The sequence below is a fragment of the Plantactinospora sp. KBS50 genome, assembly GCF_002285795.1.
In the GTDB taxonomy this organism is placed as follows: Bacteria; Actinomycetota; Actinomycetes; order Mycobacteriales; family Micromonosporaceae; genus KBS50.
The window spans coordinates 5,111,198-5,134,602 of sequence record NZ_CP022961.1 but is presented as its reverse complement, the minus strand read 5'-3'; the positions used below and the strand labels follow the sequence as shown (position 1 = coordinate 5,134,602).

Annotated in this window: 20 protein-coding genes and 4 pseudogenes; 20 read left to right on the top strand and 4 right to left on the bottom strand. The window is 72.5% G+C overall.

Features of this window, described 5'->3' with window-relative positions; genetic code table 11:
• Window positions 1-50: 50 nt before the first annotated feature.
• The 6 genes and pseudogenes from CIK06_RS22070 to CIK06_RS22045 all read left to right on the top strand — a co-directional run bounded on the left by CIK06_RS22070 (window position 51) and on the right by CIK06_RS22045 (window position 6,393).
• Entirely contained in the window at window positions 51-587 is a 537-nt protein-coding gene (locus tag CIK06_RS22070; RefSeq protein ID WP_095566413.1) for a DUF4240 domain-containing protein, read from the top strand.
• 112 nt (window positions 588-699) lie between these two features.
• Window positions 700-2,581, top strand: a pseudogene (gene lepA, locus CIK06_RS22065) (translation elongation factor 4).
• Window positions 2,582-2,748: 167 nt separating this feature from the next.
• Window positions 2,749-3,021 carry a GlsB/YeaQ/YmgE family stress response membrane protein gene (locus CIK06_RS22060; protein ID WP_095566412.1) on the top strand — a complete coding sequence of 91 codons (273 nt, stop codon included), beginning with the start codon at window positions 2,749-2,751 and terminating at the stop codon, window positions 3,019-3,021.
• Between the two features lie 231 nt (window positions 3,022-3,252).
• Window positions 3,253-4,542, top strand: coding sequence for a sugar ABC transporter substrate-binding protein (locus tag CIK06_RS22055; protein WP_232533792.1), 1,290 nt, complete (start codon window positions 3,253-3,255; stop codon window positions 4,540-4,542).
• A gap of 28 nt (window positions 4,543-4,570) precedes the next feature.
• Window positions 4,571-5,566, top strand: coding sequence for a carbohydrate ABC transporter permease (locus CIK06_RS22050; RefSeq protein WP_095566410.1), 996 nt, complete (start codon window positions 4,571-4,573; stop codon window positions 5,564-5,566).
• Window positions 5,563-6,393 carry a carbohydrate ABC transporter permease gene (locus tag CIK06_RS22045; RefSeq protein ID WP_095566409.1) on the top strand — a complete coding sequence of 277 codons (831 nt, stop codon included), beginning with the start codon at window positions 5,563-5,565 and terminating at the stop codon, window positions 6,391-6,393. Before CIK06_RS22050 ends, CIK06_RS22045 begins: the two co-directional genes overlap by 4 nt.
• Before the next feature lies 1 nt (window position 6,394).
• On the opposite strand, the gene CIK06_RS22040 is transcribed toward CIK06_RS22045, so the two are convergent.
• Window positions 6,395-7,246 (bottom strand): hypothetical protein, encoded by an 852-nt coding sequence (locus CIK06_RS22040; protein ID WP_369916002.1) that lies wholly within the window; start codon window positions 7,244-7,246, stop codon window positions 6,395-6,397.
• A gap of 69 nt (window positions 7,247-7,315) precedes the next feature.
• The gene (locus tag CIK06_RS22035; protein WP_095566407.1) at window positions 7,316-8,104 is read right to left on the bottom strand and encodes an enoyl-CoA hydratase-related protein; all 789 of its coding nucleotides are present in this window, start codon (window positions 8,102-8,104) and stop codon (window positions 7,316-7,318) included.
• Window positions 8,105-8,122: 18 nt separating this feature from the next.
• Between CIK06_RS22035 and hemW the strand changes: the two genes are divergently transcribed.
• Complete coding sequence (gene hemW / locus CIK06_RS22030; protein ID WP_095566406.1) at window positions 8,123-9,346, top strand: radical SAM family heme chaperone HemW; 1,224 nt, start codon at window positions 8,123-8,125, stop codon at window positions 9,344-9,346.
• 44 nt (window positions 9,347-9,390) lie between these two features.
• Here hemW and CIK06_RS22025 read toward each other — a convergent pair whose 3' ends face one another.
• Complete coding sequence (locus tag CIK06_RS22025) at window positions 9,391-9,987, bottom strand: DUF4870 domain-containing protein (protein WP_095566405.1); 597 nt, start codon at window positions 9,985-9,987, stop codon at window positions 9,391-9,393.
• Window positions 9,988-10,142: 155 nt separating this feature from the next.
• On the opposite strand from CIK06_RS22025, the gene hrcA reads away from it, so the two are divergent.
• From hrcA to CIK06_RS21965, 12 genes and pseudogenes are all read left to right on the top strand, one after another.
• Window positions 10,143-11,165 carry a heat-inducible transcriptional repressor HrcA gene (gene hrcA / locus CIK06_RS22020; protein ID WP_095566404.1) on the top strand — a complete coding sequence of 341 codons (1,023 nt, stop codon included), beginning with the start codon at window positions 10,143-10,145 and terminating at the stop codon, window positions 11,163-11,165.
• A 54-nt stretch (window positions 11,166-11,219) separates the two neighbouring features.
• Entirely contained in the window at window positions 11,220-12,359 is a 1,140-nt protein-coding gene (gene dnaJ / locus CIK06_RS22015) for a molecular chaperone DnaJ (protein WP_198348380.1), read from the top strand.
• A 3-nt stretch (window positions 12,360-12,362) separates the two neighbouring features.
• Window positions 12,363-13,097 (top strand): 16S rRNA (uracil(1498)-N(3))-methyltransferase, encoded by a 735-nt coding sequence (locus tag CIK06_RS22010; protein ID WP_095566402.1) that lies wholly within the window; start codon window positions 12,363-12,365, stop codon window positions 13,095-13,097.
• A 43-nt stretch (window positions 13,098-13,140) separates the two neighbouring features.
• Window positions 13,141-13,476 (top strand): annotated as a pseudogene (locus tag CIK06_RS30265) (histidine triad nucleotide-binding protein); the annotation flags it as partial.
• 46 nt (window positions 13,477-13,522) lie between these two features.
• The gene (locus CIK06_RS22000) at window positions 13,523-14,893 is read left to right on the top strand and encodes a serine hydrolase (protein WP_095566401.1); all 1,371 of its coding nucleotides are present in this window, start codon (window positions 13,523-13,525) and stop codon (window positions 14,891-14,893) included.
• Window positions 14,894-15,036: 143 nt separating this feature from the next.
• Window positions 15,037-16,103 (top strand): annotated as a pseudogene (locus CIK06_RS21995) (PhoH family protein).
• A gap of 30 nt (window positions 16,104-16,133) precedes the next feature.
• Window positions 16,134-16,597: pseudogene (gene ybeY / locus CIK06_RS21990) on the top strand (rRNA maturation RNase YbeY).
• Between the two features lie 2 nt (window positions 16,598-16,599).
• On the top strand, window positions 16,600-17,952 hold the full coding sequence (locus CIK06_RS21985) for a hemolysin family protein (RefSeq protein ID WP_095566400.1): 1,353 nt from the start codon (window positions 16,600-16,602) through the stop codon (window positions 17,950-17,952).
• Window positions 17,945-18,316, top strand: coding sequence for a cytidine deaminase (locus CIK06_RS21980; RefSeq protein WP_232533791.1), 372 nt, complete (start codon window positions 17,945-17,947; stop codon window positions 18,314-18,316). Before CIK06_RS21985 ends, CIK06_RS21980 begins: the two co-directional genes overlap by 8 nt.
• Window positions 18,317-18,383: 67 nt before the next feature.
• Window positions 18,384-19,289 (top strand): GTPase Era, encoded by a 906-nt coding sequence (era, locus tag CIK06_RS21975; protein ID WP_095566398.1) that lies wholly within the window; start codon window positions 18,384-18,386, stop codon window positions 19,287-19,289.
• Between the two features lie 106 nt (window positions 19,290-19,395).
• A complete protein-coding gene (locus CIK06_RS21970) occupies window positions 19,396-20,241 on the top strand; it encodes an HAD family acid phosphatase (RefSeq protein ID WP_232533790.1) in 846 nt (281 codons plus the stop codon).
• Between the two features lie 174 nt (window positions 20,242-20,415).
• The gene (locus CIK06_RS21965) at window positions 20,416-21,567 is read left to right on the top strand and encodes an acyltransferase (RefSeq protein WP_095566397.1); all 1,152 of its coding nucleotides are present in this window, start codon (window positions 20,416-20,418) and stop codon (window positions 21,565-21,567) included.
• Window positions 21,568-21,569: 2 nt separating this feature from the next.
• Here the strand turns inward: CIK06_RS21965 and CIK06_RS21960 are convergent, their stop codons facing one another.
• Window positions 21,570-22,385 carry a DUF4097 family beta strand repeat-containing protein gene (locus CIK06_RS21960; RefSeq protein WP_095566396.1) on the bottom strand — a complete coding sequence of 272 codons (816 nt, stop codon included), beginning with the start codon at window positions 22,383-22,385 and terminating at the stop codon, window positions 21,570-21,572.
• A 111-nt stretch (window positions 22,386-22,496) separates the two neighbouring features.
• Here CIK06_RS21960 and recO point away from each other — a divergent pair, with 111 nt between their 5' ends.
• Window positions 22,497-23,405, top strand: coding sequence for a DNA repair protein RecO (gene recO / locus CIK06_RS21955; RefSeq protein WP_095568035.1), 909 nt, complete (start codon window positions 22,497-22,499; stop codon window positions 23,403-23,405).

Sequence of the window (23,405 nt, the reverse complement as noted above, 5' to 3'; positions counted from 1 at the left end):
GGTACGGGCCAAAACCACCTCGCGTCGGCACGGGTGACAGACTGCTGGCCATGAGGACGGACGACTTCTGGGCCGTGATCGACCGGGCCCGTGCGGGTGGGCCGGCCGACGCGTCGGCGATCGCCGCCCGGGCGGGCGCCGAACTGGCCGAGCGGGACCCGGCGGAGATCGTCGGCTGGTCCCGGCACCTGGACCGGGTGCTGGCCGCCTCGCAGAAGGCCGACCTGTGGGGTGCGGCGTACCTGATCAACGGCGGCTGCTCCGACGAGGGCTTCGACGCGTTCCGGGGGTGGCTGCTGACCCAGGGCCGGCAGGTCTTCGCCGGCGCGGTGGCCGCTCCGGACGGCCTGGCCGACCTGCCCGCGGTGCGCCAGGCCGCCCTCACCGGCCTGGAGTTCGCCGCCACCGAGATGCTGGACGTTCCCGCCGAGGCGCACCGGCGGGCCACGGCCGCGGAGCTTCCGCCGCCGGAGCAGCCCGTGGTCCGGCCGGACGTCGCCGACTTCTGGGACTTCGACGACCCGGATCAGGTGCGGGACCGGCTGCCCCGGCTGGCCGAGCTGTTCCTGGAGCCGCCCGCCGAGTGACCGTGGGCCGCCCGCCGGCCGGTCGGCGTCGCAGCCACTCGGCGTGGGCCGGTCCGGGCGGCGTGGGAACATGGTGAGGTCGCACTTTTCCGCCGACTAGAACGGACCGTCTGTGCCACCGACGCTCGATCCTGGCGCGTACGCCCCCGGTGCCACCGCCGCCGGCGCGATCCGGAACTTCTGCATCATCGCCCACATCGACCACGGTAAGTCGACGCTGGCCGACCGGATGTTGCAGCTCACCGGCGTGGTCGACCCCCGGCAGATGCGTGCGCAGTATCTCGACCGGATGGACATCGAACGCGAGCGGGGCATCACGATCAAGAGCCAGGCGGTCCGGATGCCGTGGGCCGTCCGCGAGGGGAGCGGCAGGGCGAGGCCGCCGTGCTCAACATGATCGACACCCCGGGCCACGTGGACTTCACGTACGAGGTGTCCCGATCGCTTGCCGCCTGCGAGGGCGCCATCCTGCTGGTGGACGCCGCCCAGGGGATCGAGGCGCAGACGCTGGCAAACCTCTACCTGGCGCTGGAAAACGACCTGCACATCATCCCGGTCCTTAACAAGATCGACCTGCCGGCGGCGCAGCCGGACAAGTACGCCGAGGAACTGGCCCGGCTGATCGGCGTCGACCCGGGCGACTGCATCCGGGTCTCCGGTAAGACCGGTGAGGGCGTGTCGTACCTGCTGGACGAGATCGTCCGGCAGTTCCAGCCGCCGGTGGGCAACGTCGATGCGCCCGCCCGGGCCATGATCTTCGACTCCGTGTACGACGTGTACCGCGGCGTCGTGACGTACGTCCGGGTCATCGACGGCCGGATCGAGGCCCGGGACCGGATCAAGATGATGTCCACCGGCGCGGCGCACGAGCTGCTGGAGATCGGGGTCATCTCGCCCGAGATGCAGAAGGCCGACGGGCTGGGCGTGGGTGAGGTGGGCTACCTGATCACCGGCGTGAAGGACGTCCGGCAGTCGCGGGTCGGTGACACCGTCACCATCAACTCCCGGCCGGCCGCCGAGCCGCTCGGCGGGTACAAGGATCCGAAGCCGATGGTCTACTCGGGGCTGTACCCGATCGACGGGTCCGACTACCCGGACCTGCGGGAGGCGCTGGACAAGTTGAAGCTCAACGACGCGGCGTTGAGCTACGAGCCGGAGACCTCGGGCGCCCTGGGCTTCGGGTTCCGCTGCGGCTTCCTCGGCCTGCTGCACCTGGAGATCATCCGGGAGCGGCTGGAGCGCGAGTTCGGCCTGGACCTCATCTCGACCGCGCCGAACGTGGTCTACCGGGCCGTGCTGGAGGACGGCACGGAGGTCACGGTCACGAACCCGAGCGAGTATCCGACGGGCAAGATCGCCGAGGTGTTCGAGCCGATCGTCCGGGCCACGGTGCTCACCCCGAACGACTACGTGGGCGCGGTGATGGAGCTGTGCCAGGGTCGCCGCGGTTCGCTCATGGGGATGGACTACCTGTCCACCGACCGGGTCGAGCTGCGCTACACGCTTCCGCTCGCCGAGATCATCTTCGACTTCTTCGACCAGCTCAAGAGCCGGACCAAGGGCTACGCCAGCCTGGACTACGAGCCCTCCGGCGAGCAGTCCTCGGAACTGGTCAAGGTGGACATCCTGCTGCACGGCGAGCCGGTGGACGCGTTCAGCGCCATCGTGCACAAGGACAAGGCGTACGGGTACGGCACGACCATCGCCGCGAAGCTGCGGGCGCTGATCCCGCGGCAGCAGTTCGAGGTGCCCATCCAGGCGGCCATCGGCAACCGGGTGATCGCCCGGGAGACGATCCGGGCGATCCGCAAGGACGTGCTGGCGAAGTGCTACGGCGGTGACATCACCCGGAAGCGGAAGCTGCTGGAGAAGCAGAAGGAAGGCAAGAAGCGGATGAAGATGGTCGGCCGGGTCGAGGTGCCGCAGGAGGCGTTCATCGCCGCGCTGTCCACCTCCGACTCCCCGGCGACGCCAAGGGCGGTGGCAAGAAGTAGCCCCGCCCGCCCTGCCCGTGCCGGACCAGGCGGTATTGGACATGGCACGACAAGTTGGCGGTTGGGGCGGTTTGAGATTTCGGGCCCTCGGGAACTACGTGTGCGGCACAGCAACAACAAACATTGTGAATGTGTGACGCACCCTGAGGAGGGCGACCGTGACTGTTATGGGTATCATCACCGCGCTCATCGTTGGTCTCATCGTCGGCGCGCTCGGCCGCCTGGTCGTTCCGGGCCGCCAGAACATGCCGATGTGGCTGCACATGGTGATCGGCGTCGGGGCGGCCCTGCTGGGCACCGTGATCGCCCGGGCCGCCGGGATCGCCACCGAGACCGCCGGCGTCGACTGGGCCGAGCTGCTGGTGCAGGTCGTGGTGGCCGCCATCGCCGTGGCCATCGTGTCCGGTGTCGGTGGGCGGCGCGGCGTGAGCCGGTACTGATCCTCGTCATCGCGTACCCCCAGGGGCGCCCGGCCGTTCGGCCGGGCGCCCCTTACGCTGCCCACCGCCCGCCGCCAGGGCCTCTTACGTTGCCCGCCGGCGCCCCTATGGTCTGTCTGAGCTGCGCCGACCGGCACCTGACCGCTCGTTGATGTGCCCCCTGTCGTAAAGGAATTTTTCCTACTAGGGTGCGGCAGAGAAGGTTAATGCCAGTCGCGAGGGAGATGTGTCGTGAAGAGGTGGAGCGGGTTCGGCCCGGTTACCGCCGTGGTGGCCTCGGCAGCGATGCTGCTCACCGCGTGCGGCGGATCGGACGAGAAGGCGGCCGACACCAGCAAGCTGACGGTCTGGATGATGGGCGAGGGCGGCGAGGCGCAGAACTCCTTCCTCGACGCCGTGGAGGCCGAGTTCAAACAGAAGCACCCCGAGACCGACGTGGTGGTGCAGTACGTCCCGTGGCTGGAGGCGCCGACGAAGTTCCAGGCGGCGCTGGCCGGCGGCGAGGGACCCGACGTCACCGAACTGGGCAACACCGAGACGCAGGGCTGGGCCCAGCAGGAGGCGCTGGCCGACCTCACCGGCCGGATGTCCGGCTGGGCGGAGGGCAAGGACATCCTGCCGGACCTGGTGAGGAACGCCCAGCTCGACGGCAAGCAGTACGGCGTGCCCTGGTACGCGGGCGTGCGCGGCATGTACTACCGCACCGACTGGTTCGCCGAGGCGGGCATCACGCAGCCCCCGACCACCTGGGACGAGTTGGTGGCCGACGCCAAGGCGGTGCAGGCCAAGAAGTCCGGCACCTACGGCATCGCGCTGCCCGGCAACTCGGAGCTGCCGTTCTACTCCTTCCTCTGGGCGGCCGGCGGGGAGATCGCGACCCGGGACGGCGACACCTGGAAGTCCGGCTACACCTCGCCGGAGGCCCGCAAGGCGGTCGAGTTCTGGACCGGGCTGGTGACCAGGGACAAGGTGGCGCCGCCCGCCGCGGCCGGCTGGAACGAGGTCGACGCCCGGACCCAGTTCGCCACCGGGAAGGCCGCGATGACCTTTGCCGGTAGCTGGCAGCAGGGTGCCATGAAGAAGGACAACCCGGATATCGAGAAGGTCTGGGGTACGTTCCCGATTCCCGGCCCGGACGGCAAGCCGGCTCCGGCCTTCGCCGGTGGTTCGGACATCGCCATCTGGCGGGACAGCAAGCGCCAGGACCTCGCCTGGGACTACATGACCGTGCTGCTGAGCAAGGCCAACGACGGCAAGTGGGCGAGCAGCGTCGGCTTCTTCCCGGTCTACCAGGACCTGGTCGCCGGCAACACGTACGCCAGCGACAAGATCATGGCGCCGTTCGCGACCGCCATGCAGAACACCAGGCTCACGCCGCTGACCCCGAAGTGGGTGGAGGTCAGCCGGAACAAGACGGTCACCCAGGCGATGAACAGCTCGGTGATCAAGGGTCAGAAGTCGGTCGAGCAGGCGACCTCGGACGCGGCGGCCGAGATGGACAGCATCCTCAACGGTCAGTGAGCGTGCGCAGCGAACGAGAGGCGCTCGGATGAGCCTGGCCACCCGGGCACCGGTGGGCACCGAGGCCGGCGGACGGGGGACCGACGTCCCCCGCCGCCGGCGGTCGGGGCAGCGGCTGCCGTACCTGCTGTTGCTGCCCAGCCTCGCCGTCATCGGCGTCCTGCTGCTCTGGCCGCTCGGCCAGGTGGTCGCGATGTCGTTCTTCAAGCTGGACAACGTCCGGCAGCTGCGGGGCGACCGGGAGTGGCCGTGGGCGGGGCTGGCCAACTACACGACGGTGCTCACCGATCCGTTCTTCCGCACGGTGCTGCGCAACACCGTGCTGTTCGCCGCCGCCAACGTGGTGCTCACGATGATCCTCGGCACGCTGGTGGGGCTGCTGCTCAACCGGCTCGGCCGGCGGATGGCGACGTTCGTGGGCAGTTGCGTGATGCTGGCCTGGGCCACCCCCGCGCTGACCGGCGCGATCGTCTGGAAATGGATCTTCGACGACACGAGCGGCCTGGTGACCTGGCTGTTCAACGCCCTGCCGGACGGGCTGTCGTCGGCGGTCTTCGGTCGCAGCGACTGGACCGGCTACGGCTGGTTCAACTCGCCGCTGCTGTTCTTCAGCATCCTCACCCTGGTGGTGGTCTGGCACTCGTTCCCGTTCATCGCGGTGAGCGTGCTCGCCGGGCTCAAGAGCGTACCGGGCGAGTTGCACGAGGCGGCCCGGGTGGACGGCGCCGGCCCGTGGCGGGTGTTCTGGTCGGTGACCTTCCCGCTGTTGCGGCCGGTGTTCGGCATCCTGATCGTGCTCTCCACGATCTGGGACTTCAAGGTCTTCACCCAGCAGTACACGCTGGCCGGCGGCACCCAGGACCGGCCGACGTTCATGCTCTCCATCTACTCGTACGCGTCGGCCTTCTCGCCGCCGCCCAAGTACGGCCTGGGCGCGGCCATCGCGGTGATCCTCACGGTGATCCTGCTCGTGGTCACCGGTTTCTACGTCCGCATGGTGCTCAGGCAGGAGGATGAGCTGTGAGGCGGTTCGCGCGCAACGGTGCCGGGCTGCTGGTGGCGCTGTTCGCGGTCTTCCCGGTCTACTGGATGATCGCGACGTCGCTGAAGTCGAACCGCGACATCTTCGCCGCCACGCCCCGCCCGGTGCCCACCCGACCGACGCTGGAGCACTACCGGGAGATCCTCACCGGCAACCTGATCCCCGGCGTCACGTTCGTGGACTTCTTCGTCAACAGCGTGCTGGTGGCCGGGGCGACGGTGCTGCTCAGCGGGCTGGTCGCGCTGCTCGCGGCGACGGCCGTGGCGCGGTTCCGGTTCCGGTTGCGCACCACGTTCCTGATGATGCTGCTGGTGGTGCAGATGATTCCGCTGGAGGCGCTGGTCATCCCGCTGTTCCTGATGATCCAGCGGCTCGGGCTCTACAACACGCTGCCCAGCCTGATCCTCACGTACCTGGGCTTCTCGCTGCCGTTCGCGATCTGGATGCTGCGCGGCTTCGTCGCCGCGGTGCCCAAGGAACTGGAGGAGGCGGCGGCGATCGACGGGGCCAGCCGGGGGCAGATCTTCCGCCGGGTGCTGCTGCCGCTGGTGGCTCCGGGCCTGGTGGCCACCAGCATCTTCTCGTTCATCACCGCCTGGAACGAGCTGATCTTCGCGCTGACGTTCATCAACAACCAGCAGCGGTACACCCTGCCGGTGGCCATGACGTTCTTCTTCGGCCGGGACGACACGGCGTGGGGCTCGGTGATGGCCGCCTCCACCCTGATCACGCTGCCGGTCATCGTGTTCTTCGTGCTGGTGCAGCGGCGGATGGTGTCCGGCCTGGTGGCCGGGGCGGTGAAGGGCTGAGCTACCTCTCGTCGGCGAAGACCTCGGCGATCACCCGATCGGTGCTGGGGGAGCCGTCGCGGATCGCCGACCAGGTGCCGTCCCCGGCCGTCCACTGGAGACCGGCGAACCGGACCCGCTTCACGCCGTTGTCGTCGGCGTGCGAGACCAGCCAGTGCGCGTACCGCCAGCCGGCGCGGGCGTCCACGGCGGCCAGGGCGAACCCGGCCAGCCGGTCCGGCGGCGGGGCCGGCACGGTGCCCCAGTCCAGGGCGATCATGCTGGTCAGTGCGGTGGTGGCGGCGACGCCGCGCAGCGCGGGCACCGGGGCGACCGTGCAGGCCACCGCGCCGGAGGCGTTGCCGAGCAGCGCCCGGGCCAGCACCGCCGCGTCGTCGGCCCATTGCTGGTACGCCTCCGGGAACGCCGAACGCTGCACCTTCTGCGCCGCGTCGGTCACCCGCATCCGTTCCCAGCCGTGCACCTTGTGCAGCGCCGAGTAGAACCGCTCGGCGGCGTACCGGGGGTCGCGGATCTGCTGCGGGGTGCCCCAGCCCTGGCTCGGGCGCTGCTGGAACAGCCCGACCGAGTCGCGGTCGCCGCCGGCCAGGTTGCGCAGCCGGGACTCCTGGAAGGCGGTGGCCAGGGCCACCACGATGCCGCGTTCGGGCATGCCGCGCCGGATGCCGACGGCGGCGATGGTGGCCGCGTTCGCCATCTGGGCGGGATCCAGGTTGACCGTGCCCTCGGCCTGCACCACGCAGCCGATCGGCCGGGGAAGTGGCCCGGGTAGATCGCTGCGATGGGCGTAGAAGGCGCCCACCCCGACCACGGTGAAAGCCACGGCGGCCGCCGCCATCGTTCGAGCCTGCAACCCCTACCCCTGCTCGGCAGTTCCACCAGCCTACGTCGAACCGGACAGCGAAGCCGATTGCACGAACGGTCATTCAGGATCGGTCACCCACCGTGGCGAGCGCTTCTCGCGGAACGCCAGCACGCCCTCCCGGCCCTCCTCGGAGTGGAAGTAGCCGGTGGAGAGCGCGGACAGTTCCGCCAGCTCGGTACGCAGGTCCGCCCCGGCCGGCCGGCGGAGCAGTTCCTTGGTGCCGGCCAGCGCGCCGGGTGCGCCGCGCACCAGGGCCGCGCAGTACCGGCGTACCGTCCCGGTCAGCTCGGCCGCCGGCACGGCCGCGGTGACCAGGCCGATCTGCGCGGCGCGGGCGCCGTCGAAGATCTCGCCGGTCAGGTACAGCTCGGCGGCGGCCCGGGGGGTGAGCCGGCGCAGCACGGTGCCGGAGATGACCGCCGGGATCACCCCGATGCGGACCTCGGTGAACGCGAAGGTTGCCGTGCTGGCGCAGACCGCCACGTCGGCCGCCGCGATCAGCCCGAGCCCGCCGGCCCGGGCCGGGCCGCCCACCTGGGCCAGCACCGGCTTCGGGCACTCCCAGATCGCCGCCAGGACCTCACCCAGGGCGCCGGCCGGCACGGTCCCGCCCGCGTACGCCGCGGCGGTCTCCTTGAGGTCGGCGCCGGAGCAGAACACCGGGCCGGTGTGCGCCAGCACGACCACCCGGACGGCGTCGTCGGCGACCGCCGCCGCGAGCGCGTCCAGCAGCTGCGCCATCAGCGCCGTGGAGAGCGCGTTGCGGTTGCGTGGGCTGTCCAGGGTGATCGTGGTCACCCCGGCGGCGGTGGACACCTGGACGAGCTGCTCGGCGGCCTGGGTCATGCGCGCACAATAGTCGCCATGCCCGGCGCCCTCCCAGACGGTGAACCCGTACCCGCCGACGGCGCGCTGCCGGCCGCCGCGCTGAGCGAGGTCGGCCGGCGCGGCTTCGGCGTGTACGTCCACGTGCCGTTCTGCGCGAGCCGCTGCGGGTACTGCGACTTCAACACCTACACCGCGAGCGAGCTGGGCGGCGGTGCGGACCGGGAGACGTACCCGGACTCGGTGCTGGCCGAGCTGGCGCTGGCCCGGCGGGTGCTGGCGGACGCGCCGCCGCGCCGGGTGGACACCGTCTTCGTCGGCGGCGGCACGCCCACGCTGCTGCCGCCGGCGGACCTGGCCCGGATCCTGGAGGGCATCGACGCCACCTGGGGGCTGGCGCCGGACGCGGAGGTGACCACCGAGGCCAACCCGGAGTCGGTGACGCCGCGGTCGCTGGCGGCGCTGCGCGCCGCCGGCTTCACCAGGATCTCCCTGGGCATGCAGTCGGCCGCACCCGGCGTGCTGGCGGTGCTCGACCGGCGGCACACCCCGGGCCGGGCCACCGCCGCGGCCCGGGAGGCGCGGGAGGCCGGCTTCGCGCACGTCAACCTGGACCTGATCTACGGCACGCCGGGGGAGCGCCCGGAGGACTTCGCGGAGTCGCTGGCCCAGGTGAGCGCCGCCGGGGTGGACCACGTCAGCGCGTACGCGCTGATCGTGGAGGACGGCACCCGGCTGGCCGCCCGGATGCGCCGGGGCGAGCTGCCGTACCCGTCCGACGACGTTGCGGCGGACCGCTACCTGGCGGCGGAGGCCGCGCTGAGCGCCGCCGGCCTCGGCTGGTACGAGGTGTCGAACTGGGCCGCCACGCCGGCCGCCCGGTGCCGGCACAACCTGCTCTACTGGACCGGCGCCGACTGGTGGGGTCTGGGCCCGGGGGCGCACAGTCACGTCGGCGGCGTGCGCTGGTGGAACGTCAAGCACCCGAGCGGGTACGCGGCGCGGCTGGCCGCCGGCCGGTCCCCGGGGCACGGCCGGGAGGTGCTGACCGCCGCCGACCGGCGGACCGAGGACGTGATGTTGCGGTTGCGGCTGGCCGACGGGTTGCCGCTGGCGGCGCTGGACGAGCCGGGTCGGGTCGCGGCCGGCCGGGCGCTGGCCGACGGGCTGCTCGATGCCGAGCCGTACGCCGCCGGCCGGGCCGTGCTGACGCTGCGCGGTCGGCTGCTCGCCGACGCGGTGGTGCGCGACCTGCTGCCCTGAGCGTCCCCGTCCCGGCCGTGCGGCCGGGACGGGGAACGCAGGGGTCAGCGCTTCAGGAAGGCGTACGAGACGGGGTAGCGGTAGAGCTGCCCCTCGTTGGCCTTGACCCCGCCGATGATGCCGAAGATCACCGGCACCAGCCAGGTGAGCAGCGGGATGAAGACCAGCAGGCCGCAGGTGATCGCCGTGGCCACCCAGCCGGCCAGGGACACCGCCGCCCAGGTGATCTGGAAGTTGAGCGCGGCGACCGCGTGCGCCCGGACCACCGGCGACTGCTGCCCCCGGGTCATCAGCGCGATCAGCGGGGCGACCCAGCCGAGCAGGAAGGCACCGACCACCACGCCGACCGGTCCGCCGAAGTGCGCGATCAACGACCACGTCCGGTCGTCCTGGCTGGGGTAGCCGCCGGCCGGCGGGCCGGCGGGGTATCCGCCGCCGGGCGGGTAGCCCGGACCGCCGGGTGGCGGGTAGCCGCCGCCGGCGCCCGGCGGGGGATAGCCGCCGGGTGGCGGGTTGGTTCCGGAAGGTGCGCCATGGGGGTCGGCACCCGGGTAGGGGGCCGACGGGGAATATGGAGTGGTGGGGTCCGCTGCGTCGTCGCCGGAGCCGGCTGCTCCGGGCGGTCGAGGTGGTTCCGTCATGCCGCTCACCGTAGGAGGTCGGGTCACCCCGCGCCAGCACCGTCCGGCCGGCTTCGGAAAGTGATCATCGCGCGTCCGGGGCCGGTCGTCGTAGACTGGCACTCACTGTGGCCGAGTGCCAGGCGCCGGATCCGGGCTTGGGCGGGAGGTGAAGGATGGGTCTCGACGAGCGCAAGCTCGACGTCCTGCGGGCGATCGTGGAGGACTACGTCTCCACCCAGGAGCCGGTGGGCAGCCGGGCCCTGGTCGAGCGGCACCAGTTGGGTGTGTCGCCGGCCACGGTGCGCAACGACATGGCCGTGCTGGAGGAGGAGGGCTACATCCGGCAACCGCACACCAGCGCCGGTCGGGTCCCGACCGACCGCGGCTACCGGCTGTTCGTCGACCGGCTCTCCCGGGTCAAGCCGCTCAGCCCGGCGGAGCGCCGGGCCATCGAGCGCTTCCTGGTGGGCGCCGTCGACCTGGACGACGTGGTGCACCGGACGGTCCGGCTGCTCGCCCAGCTCACCCGCCAGGTCGCCGTGGTGCAGTACCCGAGCCTGGCCCGGTCGTCCGTCCGGCACCTGGAGCTGGTGCCGATCTCCACCACCCGGCTGATGGTGGTCATGATCGCCGACACCGGCCGGGTGGAGCAGCGGCTGGTCGAGATGCCGGGTCCGGTGCCGGCCGACGACGTGCTCGACCTGCGCCGGCTGGTCAACGAGAAGCTGGTCGGCACCCGGCTGTCCGAGACGCCGCCGCTGGTGCAGGCGCTCGTCGAGGAGGCCGCCCCGGCGCTGCGCGGTGCGATGGTGGCGCTGTCGTCGGTGCTGCTGGAGACTCTGGTGGAGCGGCACGAGGAGCGGATCGCGCTGGCCGGGACCGCCAACCTGACCCGGGCCGGCCTGCTGGACTTCCAGGGTTCGCTGCGGCCGATCCTGGAGGCGCTGGAGGAGGAGGTCATCCTGCTCAAGCTCATCGGCGAGACGGAGCCCAGCACCACCCGGGTCCGGATCGGCGACGAGAATGAGATCGACAACCTCCGGGGCACCTCGGTGGTGAGCACCGGCTACGGTCCGGGTGTCACCATCGTTGGTGGTCTGGGTGTCCTGGGTCCGACAAGGATGGATTACCCCGGGACCATCGCCACCGTGCGTGCCGTGGCACGCTACGTGGGTGACCTGCTGGCGCAGAACTGAGCCGACCTGCCCACCGGCGGCCGATGCGAGATCGACATGGGGACACGGAACGCAGTGACCAGGGACTACTACGGGATCCTCGGCGTGAGCCGGGACGCTTCCGACGATGACATCAAGCGTGCCTACCGCAAGTTGGCGCGGCAGTACCACCCGGACGTCAACCCGGATCCCGCGGCGCACGACCGGTTCAAGGAGATCAACGCCGCGTACGAGGTGCTCTCCGACGACCAGAAGCGGCAGATCGTGGATCTCGGCGGCGATCCGCTCGCTCCCGGCGGGGGCGGCGGGGCCGGGCCGGCGGGAGCCGGACCTTTCGTCGGTTTCCAGGACATCATGGACGCGTTCTTCGGCGCGGCCGGCGGCGGGGCCGGGCGTGGCCCGCGTCCGCGTACCCGGCCGGGCTCGGACGCCATCCTCCGGCTGGAACTCGACCTGCACGAGACCGCGTTCGGGGTCGAGGCGCCGATCACGGTCGACACCGCCGTGCTCTGCACCACATGCTCGGGCGCCGGCACCGCGGCCGGCACCCACCTGGCCACCTGCGAGGCGTGCGGTGGCCGCGGCGAGGTGCAGTCGGTGCAGCGCACCTTCCTGGGCCAGGTCGTCTCGTCCCGGCCCTGCACGGTCTGCCAGGGGTACGGCACGACCGTCCCGCACCCCTGCCCGACCTGCGCCGGCGACGGCCGGGTCCGCACCCGCCGGTCGCTGACCGTGAAGATCCCGGCCGGGGTCGAGGACGGCATGCGGATCCGCCTCGCCCAGCAGGGCGAGGTGGGACCGGGCGGCGGCACGGCCGGCGACCTGTACGTGGAGATCCACGAGCGGCCGCACGACGTGTACTCGCGCAAGGGCGACGACCTGCACTGCCGGGTCACCGTCCCGATGACCGCCGCCGCGCTGGGCACCCGGCTGACGATCAAGACGCTGGACAGCGAGGAGACCGTGGACGTGAAGCCGGGCACCCAGCCGGGCAGCACGCTGCGGCTGCGCGCCCGGGGCATACCCCACCTGCGCGGCACCGGCCGGGGTGACCTGTTCGTGCACCTGGACGTGCGTACCCCCACCAAGCTCGACGCCGACCAGGAGCGGATGCTGCGCGACTTCGCCAAGACCCGCGGCGAGGAGGTCGCCGAGCTGTCCAAGCAGGGCGGCTTCTTCTCCCGGATGCGCGACGCGTTCAACGGCCACGCGTAGCCGGTGAGCGCACCCCTGTTCCTGGTCGACGAGCTGCCGGGCGGCGGCACCGGCGTCCTCGACGGCGCGGAGGGCCGGCACGCCGCCACCGTGCAACGGCTGCGGGTCGGCGAACGGCTGATCCTCGCCGACGGCCGGGGCGGCACGGCCACCGCCGAGGTCAGCGCCGTCGGCCGGGGCACCCTGGACTACCGGATCGAGCAGACCCGGTACGCCGCACCGCCCGACCCGCGGCTCGTGGCGGTGCAGGGCATCGCCAAGGGCGACCGGGGCGAGCTGGCGGTGCAGGCGATGACCGAGACCGGGGTGGACGAGATCGTGCCGTGGGCCGCGGCCCGGTCGGTGGCGCAGTGGCGGGGTGAGCGCGGCGCCCGCTCCCGGGAGCGCTGGACGAGCACCGCCCGGGAGGCCGCCAAGCAGGCCCGCCGGCCCTGGCTGCCCGTGGTCGGCGGCGACCCGGACGTCTCGACCGCTCAGGTGGCCCGCCGGCTGGCCGGCGCCGCCGTGGCGGTCGTGCTGCACGAGGAGGCGACCGAGCGGCTCACCGCGGTCGAGCTGCCGGCCGCCGGGGAGATCGTGCTGGTGATCGGGCCCGAGGGCGGGATCACCCCGGACGAGCTGTCGGCCTTCGCCGCCGTCGGGGCGCGGCCGGTCCGGCTGGGCGACGCGGTGCTGCGTACCTCGACGGCCGGCGTGGCCGCGCTCGCGGTGCTCTCGGCCCGCCTCCGCCGCTGGTGACCGGGACCGGGCCGGGCGGGCGGTGGTGGCCTACCATGCGCAGGTGGCAAACGACGACTGTCTGTTCTGCAGGATCGTGGCCGGGGAGATCCCGGCGACCATCGTCCGGGAGACCGAGCGCACCCTCGCGTTCCGGGACATCGCCCCGAAGGCACCCGTACACGTCCTGGTGATCCCGAAGGAGCACTTCGGCGACGTGGTGACGATGGCCGAGGCCGACCCGGAGGTCTCCGCCGAGGTGCTGAACACGGCGGCGGTGGTGGCCGAGCACGAGGGCGTGGCCGCGGACGGGTTCCGGCTGATCTTCAACACCGGTCCGGACAGCGGCCAGGAGGTCGCGCACGCGCACGCGCACGTGCTGGGCGGCGGCCCCTCGGGCCGATGCTCTGCCAGTGACCGGGGTGGCAGGCGACAGGGGTGCGCCGATGACCGACGCGGTGCCACGGCTGGAGCGGATGACCCGGCAGGTCCAGGCCGCGGCCCGGGTGCCGGCGCTGGCGGTGGCCCTGCACCGGGCCGACCGCCCGATGTGGTCGTACGCGGTCGGCGGCACCGGCAACGCCACCGCGCTGGACGCCGAAACCCGGTTCCGGATCGGCTCGGTCACCAAGAGCCTGACCGCGGTGCTGGTGCTGCAGTGCCGCGACGACGGGCTGCTCGACCTCGACGACCCGATCGGCCGGCACCTGGACGTACCGGCGCACCGGGAGCTGACGGTGGCCCGGCTGCTGTCGCACACCGCCGGCCTGCAGCGCGAGCCGTACGGCGACGTGTGGGACACGCTGCGGGTGCCGGACCTCGACCAGATGCTGGTCGACCTGGCCCGGGTGGAGCGGGTGCTGCCGACCGGGCGGCGCTACCACTACTCCAATCTCGGCCTGTCGCTGCTCGGGCACGCCGTGGGCCGGCTGCGCGGCGGTACCTGGGCGGAGGTGCTCGCCGAGCGGATCCTGACCCCGCTCGGTCTGGCCGGCACCGCCGTCGAGGGCGGGCCGCGGGCGGCGACCGGGTTCCTGGTCGACGCGTACTCCGACGAGGCCCGGGCCGAACCGCCGATCGACCTCGGCCCGCTCGGCCCGGCGGCCCAGCTCTGGAGCACGGCCGGGGACATGGCCCGGTGGGCGGCCTTCCTGGCCGATCCCGGCACCGTCGACCCGCGGGGCGCGGTGCTGCGGCCGGAGACCCTGGAGGAGATGCGCTGGCCCCGCACGGTGACCGACGAGACGTCCTGGGGGGCCGGGTTCGGCCTGGGGCTGATCCTGCTGCCGCAGGGCGACCGGGTGGTGCACGTCGGCCACGACGGGGCCATGCCCGGCTTCCTGGCCTCGGTGTACGGCCGGCGCGGCGGCACCGGCACGCCGCAGGCCATGGGCTGCGCGGTGCTGGCCTCGTCCGGCACCGCCGGCGAGATCGGCGAGCTGCCGCACCGGCTGATGGCCGCCGCCGTGCAGGACGACCCGGCGGAGATCACGCCCTGGTCGCCGGGCCGGCCGGCGCCGGCGGCGTACCGGGGTCTGCTGGGCCGGTGGTGGAGCGAGGGCTTCGAGTTCGTCTTCGGCTGGCACGACGGCGCGCTGCAGGCGCGCGGCGCGGACAGCCCGGCCGGGCTGCCGCCGGCGGTGTTCGCGCCGCTGCCCGACCGGCCGGACGTGCTGCGCACGGTCTCCGGCCGGGAGGCGGGCGAGCTGTTGCGGCTCACCCGGGACGAATCGGGCACCGTGGTCACAATGCACTGGGCGACGTACCGGTTCAGTCGCCGGCAGGAAACGTTCGAGCGGTACGACTTCCGCGGCTGACCCGGCGCGGGCGACGCGGGCGGAAATGGGCGGGGCCGTCCCGGCGTTGACCGGATACGATGAGCGAGACGTCCGTACGCCGGGCCAGCAGCGCCCGGCACCGAGATCGAGAGCAGGTGGCGCAGGGCCGTTCGGCCCGACCTATGACCGGCACTCCACCCCCGGGCAGCCCCGGGTGCAGACCAGGATCACGGTCCCGGATCCGCAGATCATGGTCAACCTGCTGGGCGCCGGAGATGAGATCCTCCGGCTTGTCGAACGCTCGATCGGCAGCGACGTGCACGTCCGTGGCAACGAGATCACGATCACCGGTGCGCCCGCCGACAACGCGCTCGCCGAGCGCCTCTTCACCGAACTCCTCGAACTGATCGAGAAGGGCGAGACGCTGACCACCGACGCCGTGCGGCGTACCGTCGGGATGCTCGAGCAGGGCACCGCCGAGCGGCCCGCCGAGGTTCTGACCCTCAACGTCCTGTCCCGGCGTGGGCGCACGATCCGCCCCAAGACGCTCGGGCAGAAGCACTACGTCGACGCCATCGACGCGAACACCGTCGTCTTCGGCATCGGCCCGGCCGGCACCGGCAAGACCTACCTGGCCATGGCCAAGGCCGTGCAGGCGCTGCAGGCCAAGCAGGTCAACCGGATCATTCTGACCCGGCCGGCGGTCGAGGCGGGGGAGCGGCTGGGCTTCCTGCCGGGCACCCTCTACGAGAAGATCGACCCGTACCTGCGGCCGCTCTACGACGCGCTGCACGACATGCTCGACCCGGACTCCATCCCCAAGCTGATGGCGGCCGGGACGATCGAGGTCGCGCCGCTGGCGTACATGCGGGGCCGCACCCTCAACGACGCCTTCATCATCCTGGACGAGGCACAGAACACCACCCCGGAGCAGATGAAGATGTTCCTGACCCGGCTGGGCTTCGGCTCCAAGGTCGTGGTCACCGGCGACATCACCCAGGTCGACCTGCCGGGCGGGACGACCAGCGGGCTGCGCGTGGTGCGGGACATCCTCGCGGGCGTGGACGACGTGCACTTCGCCCAGCTCACCAGCTCGGACGTGGTCCGGCACCGGCTGGTCAGCGAGATCGTCGACGCGTACGCCAAGTGGGACGCCGCGCGGGAGTCGCAGCAGGGTCAGGGCGTGCACGCCGTACCGGGTCGGACCGCACAGAGCGCGCACGGCGGCCGGGCCGGCCGGCGGCGCTAGGGACGAGTCGGAGCAGGTCAGGGGAACGAGTTGTCCATCGAGATTGCCAACGAGTCCGGTGTCGACGTCGACACCGACGCGGTGCTCGCCGTCGCCCGGCACGCCCTCGACGAGATGGGGGTCAACCCCTCGCCGAGCTGTCCGTGCTGCTGGTCGACGTGGAGTACATGACCGAGCTGAACCACCGCTGGATGGGCGGGGACGGGCCGACCGACGTGCTCGCCTTCCCGATGGACGAGGGCAGCGTCGACCACGGTCCCGGCGAGGCCAGCGGCGGCGAGCCCGGCCTGCTCGGCGACATCGTGCTCTGCCCCGACGTGGCCGCCAAGCAGGCCGCCACGGCCGGCCATTCGACCGCGGACGAGCTGCACCTGCTCACCGTGCACGGCGTGCTGCACCTGCTCGGCTACGACCATGCCGAGCCGGAGGAGGAGCGTGAGATGTTCGGCCTGCAGACCCGGCTGCTGACGAGCTGGCGCACGGCGCGGTCGTAGCCATGCCCGACCATTTGGCCCCGGTCTCCGGCGGGTTGCCGGACGGTCAGTTGCTGGCCTTCGGCGCGGCGCTCGTCGTCCTCGCCGGCCTGTTCGCGATGACCGAGTCGGCACTGGCCGTGGTCTCACCGGCCCGCGCCGGGGAACTGGCCCGGGAGGGCCAGCGCGGCGCCCGCGCCCTGCAACTGGTCGCCGCCGACGCGGTCCGGCATCTCAACCTGCTCCTGCTGCTGCGGCTGCTCTGCGAGCTGACCGCCACCACGCTTGTCGCGCTGGTCGCCGTCGACACGTTCGGCGCGGGCTGGCAAGCCGCCCTGACCACCGCCAGCGCGATGACCGTGGTCAGCTTCGTGGTGGTGGGCGTCGCGCCGCGCACGATCGGCCGGCAGCACGCGTACGCCGTGGGCCGCGCCGCGGCGCCGGTGGTCCGCTGGCTGGGCCGGGCGTTGAACCCTCTGGCCTCGCTGCTCATCCTGGTCGGCAACGCGGTGACCCCCGGCCGCGGCTTCCGGGAGGGGCCGTTCGCCACCCAGGTGGAACTGCGCGAACTGGTCGACCTGGCCGAGCAGCGCGGGGTGGTCGAGCACGGCGAGCGGCAGATGATCCACTCGGTCTTCGCGCTGGGCGACACGATCGCCCGCGAGGTGATGGTGCCGCGCACCGAGATGGTGTGGATCGAGGGCCGCAAGCGGCTCTCCCAGGCGCTCGCCCTCTTCATGCGCTCCGGCTTCTCCCGCATCCCGGTCATCGGGGACAGCGTCGACGACGTGCTCGGCCTGCTGTACCTGAAGGATGTCGTCCGGCACATCCAGGGCGGCGACCGGGAACTGCCGGTGGCCGAACTGATGCGCCCGGCCACCTTCGTGCCCGAGTCCAAGCCGGTGGACGACCTGCTCTCCGAGATGCAGGCCGCGCGCACCCACATGGTCATCGTCGTTGACGAGTACGGCGGGACCGGCGGCCTGGTCACGATCGAGGACATCCTTGAGGAGATCGTCGGGGAGATCACCGACGAGTACGACGTCGAGCGGCCGCCGGTGCAGCAGCTCGACGACGGCGCCTTCCGGGTGACCGCCCGGTTGCCCGTCGAGACGCTGGGCGAACTGTTCGACACCGAGCTGAGCGCCGACGAGGTGGAGACGGTCGGCGGGCTGCTCGCCCAGGCGCTCGGTCGGGTGCCGATCCCCGGCGCCGAGGCGGAGGTGGCCGGGCTGCGCCTGCTCGCCGAGGGCACCACCGGCCGGCGCAACCGGATCGACTCGGTTCTCGTCCGGCGCGTCGAGGATCCGGCCGAGCCGGACCGCGGCGACAGCGATCCCACCCGCGCCCAGGAAAGGCAGCATGCGGATGCCTGACACCGTAGGAGTCGACGGCGGCCCCGCCCCGGAGCTGGCCGCCGAGGACAGCAAGCTGGTCGTGCTGGCCCGCGGCGCCCGAGCCCGGGTCGGCGCCGTGGAGGGCGCCGCCGTACGCGACCAGGACGGGCGGACGTACGCCGCGGCCACGGTCGCGCTGCCGTCGCTGACCCTGACCGCCCTGCAACTGGCCACCGCGTCGGCGGCCGCGGCCGGTGCGGTGCGGCTGGAGGCCGCCGCCGTGGTGTCCGAGGCCTCGACCCTGGACGCCGCGGGCCTCGCGGCGGTCCGCGACCTGTCCGCGGAGGCGCCGGTCCACCTCGCGGCGCCGGACGGTACCCTGCTCGGCACGGTCGTCGAGTGATTTCGCAGGTCCGGTCCCGATCGCGGTCCGGCCGCGGCGAGCCGTGCCAGGAGAGGGCGGGCAGTACGTGAGCGATTCGGCGGCGCGGACCGGACGGGGCTACCGGGCCGGTTTCGCGTGTTTCGTGGGTCGGCCCAACGCCGGCAAGTCCACGCTGACGAACGCCATCGTGGGGCAGAAGATCGCGATCACCTCCAGCAAGCCGCAGACCACCCGGCACGTGATCCGGGGGGTGCTGCACCGGGCGGAATCGCAGCTCGTGCTGGTGGACACGCCCGGCCTGCACCGTCCGCGCACGCTGCTCGGCGAGCGGCTGAACGACCTGGTCCGGCAGACCTGGAGCGAGGTCGACGTGATCGGCCTGTGCATCCCGGCGGACGAGTCGATCGGTCGGGGTGACCGGTTCATCTCGCAGGAGGTGGGCGGGCTGCGGGCCACCGTCATCGCGGTGGTGACCAAGGCCGACCTGGTGGACCGCGGCCGGCTGGCGGAGCAGTTGCGCGCCGTGGCCGACCTCGGCGACTTCGCCGAGGTGGTGCCGGTCAGCGCGGTCAGCGGGTACCAGGTGGAGACGCTGGTGGACGTCATGACGACGTACCTGCCGGACTCGCCGCAGCTCTACCCGGACGACATGCTCACCGACGAGCCGGAGCAGGTGCTGGTCGCCGAGCTGATCCGGGAGGCGGCCCTGGAGGGGGTCCGGGACGAGTTGCCGCACTCGATCGCGGTGGTCGTCGAGGAGATGTTCCCCGAGGGCGAGATCATGAAGATCTACGCCGACGTGTACGTCGAGCGGCCCAGCCAGAAGGCGATCGTGATCGGCGCGCGGGCCAGCCGGCTCAAGGACGTCGGCATCCGGGCCCGGCGGGAGATCGAGGAACTGCTCGGCAGCCGGGTCTACCTGGATCTGCACGTGCGGGTGGCCAAGGACTGGCAGCGGGATCCGAAGCAACTGCGCCGGCTGGGTTTCTGACCCTCACCGGGGTCTGCCGGCCGGTGTGTTCCCCCGGCTGGCGCGCGAGCGGCCGCGGGGTTAGTTTGCCTGGGTCAATCATCGGCCCGTCGATGGGAAGCTCATCGTGTCCGTGATTTCCTGGCGTCGCCCCTCGCGCCGGTCCATCCTCGTCGCAGCCGCGGTCCTGGCCGCCCTGGCCCTGGTCGGGGGTGGCACGGCGTACGCCGTCTCCACCCAGCCCGCGATCAGGACCTGGACGCCGAAGTCCGAACGGCAGATCACCAACATCGACGTGCTCCGGCAGCAGATCCGGAACTACTACGGCGACCCGCTCGGCACCGGCGTGGCGGCACCGGACGGCAACTACGCCAGGGAGGCCCGGTCGGTCGCGGCCGACGCGAAGCGCTGGCTGAGCCGCCCGCACCACGTCTCCGGGACCCGGGCGATCGTGCTGGACGTGGACGACACCACGCTGCTGAACTGGAACTACGAGCTGTACAGCAACTGGGCGTACAACCCGGGCACGAACGCCACCTTCGTCACCGAGCAGCGCTTCCCCGCGGTGTTCGGCATGGTCGACCTGGTGCGGGCCGCCGAGCGGGAGGGATACGCGGTCTTCTACCTGACCGGCCGGCCGGCCGCGCAGGAGGAGGCCACCCTCGGCAACCTGACCGCGGACGGGGTCGGGGTGGACGCCGGCTACCCGAAGCCGACCACGCTGCCGGGCGGCGAGGACGGCCTGTTCACCAAGCCGGCCGTGGCCGACTACCCGGACTATCTGCAGGTCGCGTGTGCGGACGACCCGAACGGTTCCTGCACGACGATCCACTACAAGTCGGCCACCCGGGCACACATCGAATCACTGGGATACGACATCGTCGCCAATTTCGGCGACCAGTTCAGCGACCTGGAGGGCGGTCACGCGGACCGCAACTTCAAGCTGCCGAACCCGAACTACTACCTGCCCTGACCGCCGCGGATCCGCTCGGCCGGACGGGACCCGCCCGGCCGAGCGGCACCGGTGTGGAAAATCTCACGCGTCCCGGCGCTCCCTTGGAAATTCGTCCGGACACGTCCAGGGTAGAAAAGCCGAACCGTCCGCAAACCTGGGTGTGGGGGCCAGGTTCCGCCGCAGATCAGGGTCATGCGTAACCGGTATTTCGACTTTCTCCGTTTCCTTGCCATTGTCCGCGTCGTCGGTTACCACGCCACCACCTGGGCCTTTCTGTCCATAGCCCTGCCCGCGATGTCCGTGATGTTCGCGCTGGCCGGTTCGCTCATGGCGGCCTCGCTCGACCGGGCGGGACGGGGTCCCGTCCGGGCCGGTCCGGTGGCGGTGCGTCGCCGGCTGCGCCGGCTGCTGCCGTCGCTGTGGCTGCTGGCCGCCTTGTTCGTCCCGGCGATGCTGCTCACCGGACTTCCGGTGTCGTGGCGGCTGCTGCTGTGGATCGTCCCGATCGCCGACGCGCCGTCCAACGGGTGGGGGGCGCTGGCGCTGAGCGCGATCTGGTACCTGCGCGACTACCTGTGGTTCGTGCTCGCCTCGCCGCTGGCGCTCTGGCTGTTCCGCCGCTACCCGCTGATCACCCTGCTGGCCCCGTACGCGCTGCTGGCGGTGGTCGAGTTCGCGCTGCCGGCGGCGCCCCAGCCGGTCCGGGAGTTCGGGCTGTACTTCGGCGCCTGGCTGCTCGGCTTCGCCCACCACGACGGCCTGCTGCGCCGGCTGTCCCGCCGGTCGCTGCTGCTGATCGCCGGCCTGCTCTGCGCGGCCGGCGGGGGCTGGATCTACACCCACCCGGGGCCGCGCGGGTTCGACCTGAACGACATCCCGCTCGGCAACGCCCTCTGGTCGGCCGGGTTCGTGCTGCTGGCGCTCGGCCTGGCGCCGGCCAGCTTCGCCTGGCTGGCCCGCCGGCCGGTGCTGAACCGGACGGTCACCGTGCTGAACAGCCGGGCGCTGACCATCTACCTCTGGCACATGCCGATCGTGATCGCGCTGGCCGCCCTCGGCGCCCACGTCGACCTGGAGCGCAACACGCCCGTCGGCCTCGCGCTGCACGTGGTCGCCGTCGCGCTGCTGGTGGCCGTGGCGGTGCTGCTGTTCGGCTGGGTGGAGGACCTGGCCGCCGGCCGGCGGCCGGTCCTGGTGCCCGCCGCGCCCGCGCCGCGGGATCCCGCGCGCTCGGCGGCTGCTCCGGCGCCGCGGGACACCCCGGAGTCGGCGTCCGCGCCGGCCCGGACCGCGCCGGCCCAGCGGGCGGGCGACCACGTGGGGACCGATCCGGTACGCCCCTGAGCTCAGCCCTGCCGTACCGAGAGGTTGCCGCTGCCGGTGCGGGCGTCGATCAGCAGGCTCGCGGCCGGTTCGTCGGTGACCGTCACGTCCCGGCTGCCCGAGCCGCTGTCGGCGTGCACCCGGTAGTGGTCCGGCGGAACGGCGATCTGGACGGACCCGGAGCCGGAGCGGGCCTGCACCGAGTTGGCGGTGGCCAGCCGGAGGTCCACGTTGCCGGAGCCGGCCTGCGCGCGGACCGCACCGCCGCCCAGTTCGGTGCCGGTGACGGTGCCGGACCCGGCGTACAGGGCCACCGCGCCCCCGGCCCGGCTGACCGCGATGTTCCCGGAGCCGGTGCGCACCTGGACGTCGCCGCTGGCGTCCTGCACGGTCACGTTGCCGGAGCCGAGTTCCACCTCGACGGTGGAGACCCCGCGCAGGTCGATGTCGCCGGACCCCGACGAGCCGCTGACGGCGACCCCGGTGGGCGCCGTCACCTCGTACGAGACGGTGCACAGCCGGCCGCAGTCGGTGATCAGCAGGAGTGACGAGCCGTCGACCCGGTAGCCGGGGTCCGCCGGTTCGTCGCCCCGGTACCGGACGATCCGCTTGATGGTGGTCTCGTCGACCGTGCCGGTTCGCACCGCCACATCACCGGCGCCGGGTTTGATCACGATGGTGGTGAAGGTCGCCCGCTCGGTGTCGGTGAAGTCCAGCCGCCGCTGGGAGGTCCCGGACAGCGCGGAACAACCGGTCATCGCGGCGAGCGTCGCGACACCGGCCGCCGTGACCAGCATGGCGACACCGGCCCTGGCGGCGGTGCTGCGGAGAGTTCCCATGGCCGGAACGCTACGGGCCGGGACGTCGCCGTCGCATCCGGGAAGTCCAGGGAAGCGGCCCGGAGCGGACCCTGAGCTCCGGTCGGGGAGGGACGGGGGACAATGGGGTACGTGCCCGGATACCGCCGCCAGCTCTACCGCGACGACGCGGTGGTGCTGCGCGGGCAGAAGCTCGGCGAGTCGGACCGGATCGTCACGCTGCTGACCCGCCGGCACGGCCGGCTGCGCGCCGTGGCCCGGGGGGTGCGGCGGACCAGTTCCCGGTTCGGCGGCCGGCTGGAGCCGTTCGGCCACGTCGACCTGCAACTGGCCGGGGACCCCGAGGGCAACGTGGGCAGCCCGCTGCACACCGTCAGCCAGGTCGAGGGGATCGACCTGTACGGCAAGCGGTTCCTCGGCGACTATCCCCGGTACACGGCGGCCAGCGCGATCGCGGAGACCGCGGAGCGGCTCACCCCGGTGGAACGGGAACCGTCGTTGCGGCTCTTCCTGCTGACCCTGGGTGCCCTGCGGGCGCTCGCCGAGGGCACCCACGCCAGCACGCTGGTGCTCGACGCGTACCTGCTGCGCGGGATGGCCCACGCCGGCTGGTCGCCCGCGCTGCTGGCCTGCGCCGTCTGCGGCACGCCGGGGCGGCACGGCGCGTTCTCGGTGCCGGCCGGCGGGTCGGTCTGCCGGGACTGCCGGCCGCCCGGCGCGGCCCACCCGGCGCCGGCCACCATCGACCTGATGTCCGCGCTCACCAGCGGTGACTGGCGGGTCGCCGACGCGGCGGAACCGGGCGTACGGCGGGAGTGCAGCGGCCTGGTGGCGGCGCACCTGCAATGGCACCTGGAGCGGGGGTTACGCTCGCTGCCGCTGGTGGACCGCGGTACCGGGCCGACCGGGGGACGGCGGTCGCCGGCCCCCGACGGCGGTTCCCGCGCTCCGGATCCGGAGCGCGGGCCAGGTGCCCCCGGCCCGGCCGGCGGGCCGCGGCCATCGGCCGATGGCCAGACGAGCAGGGGGGCGACGACGTGA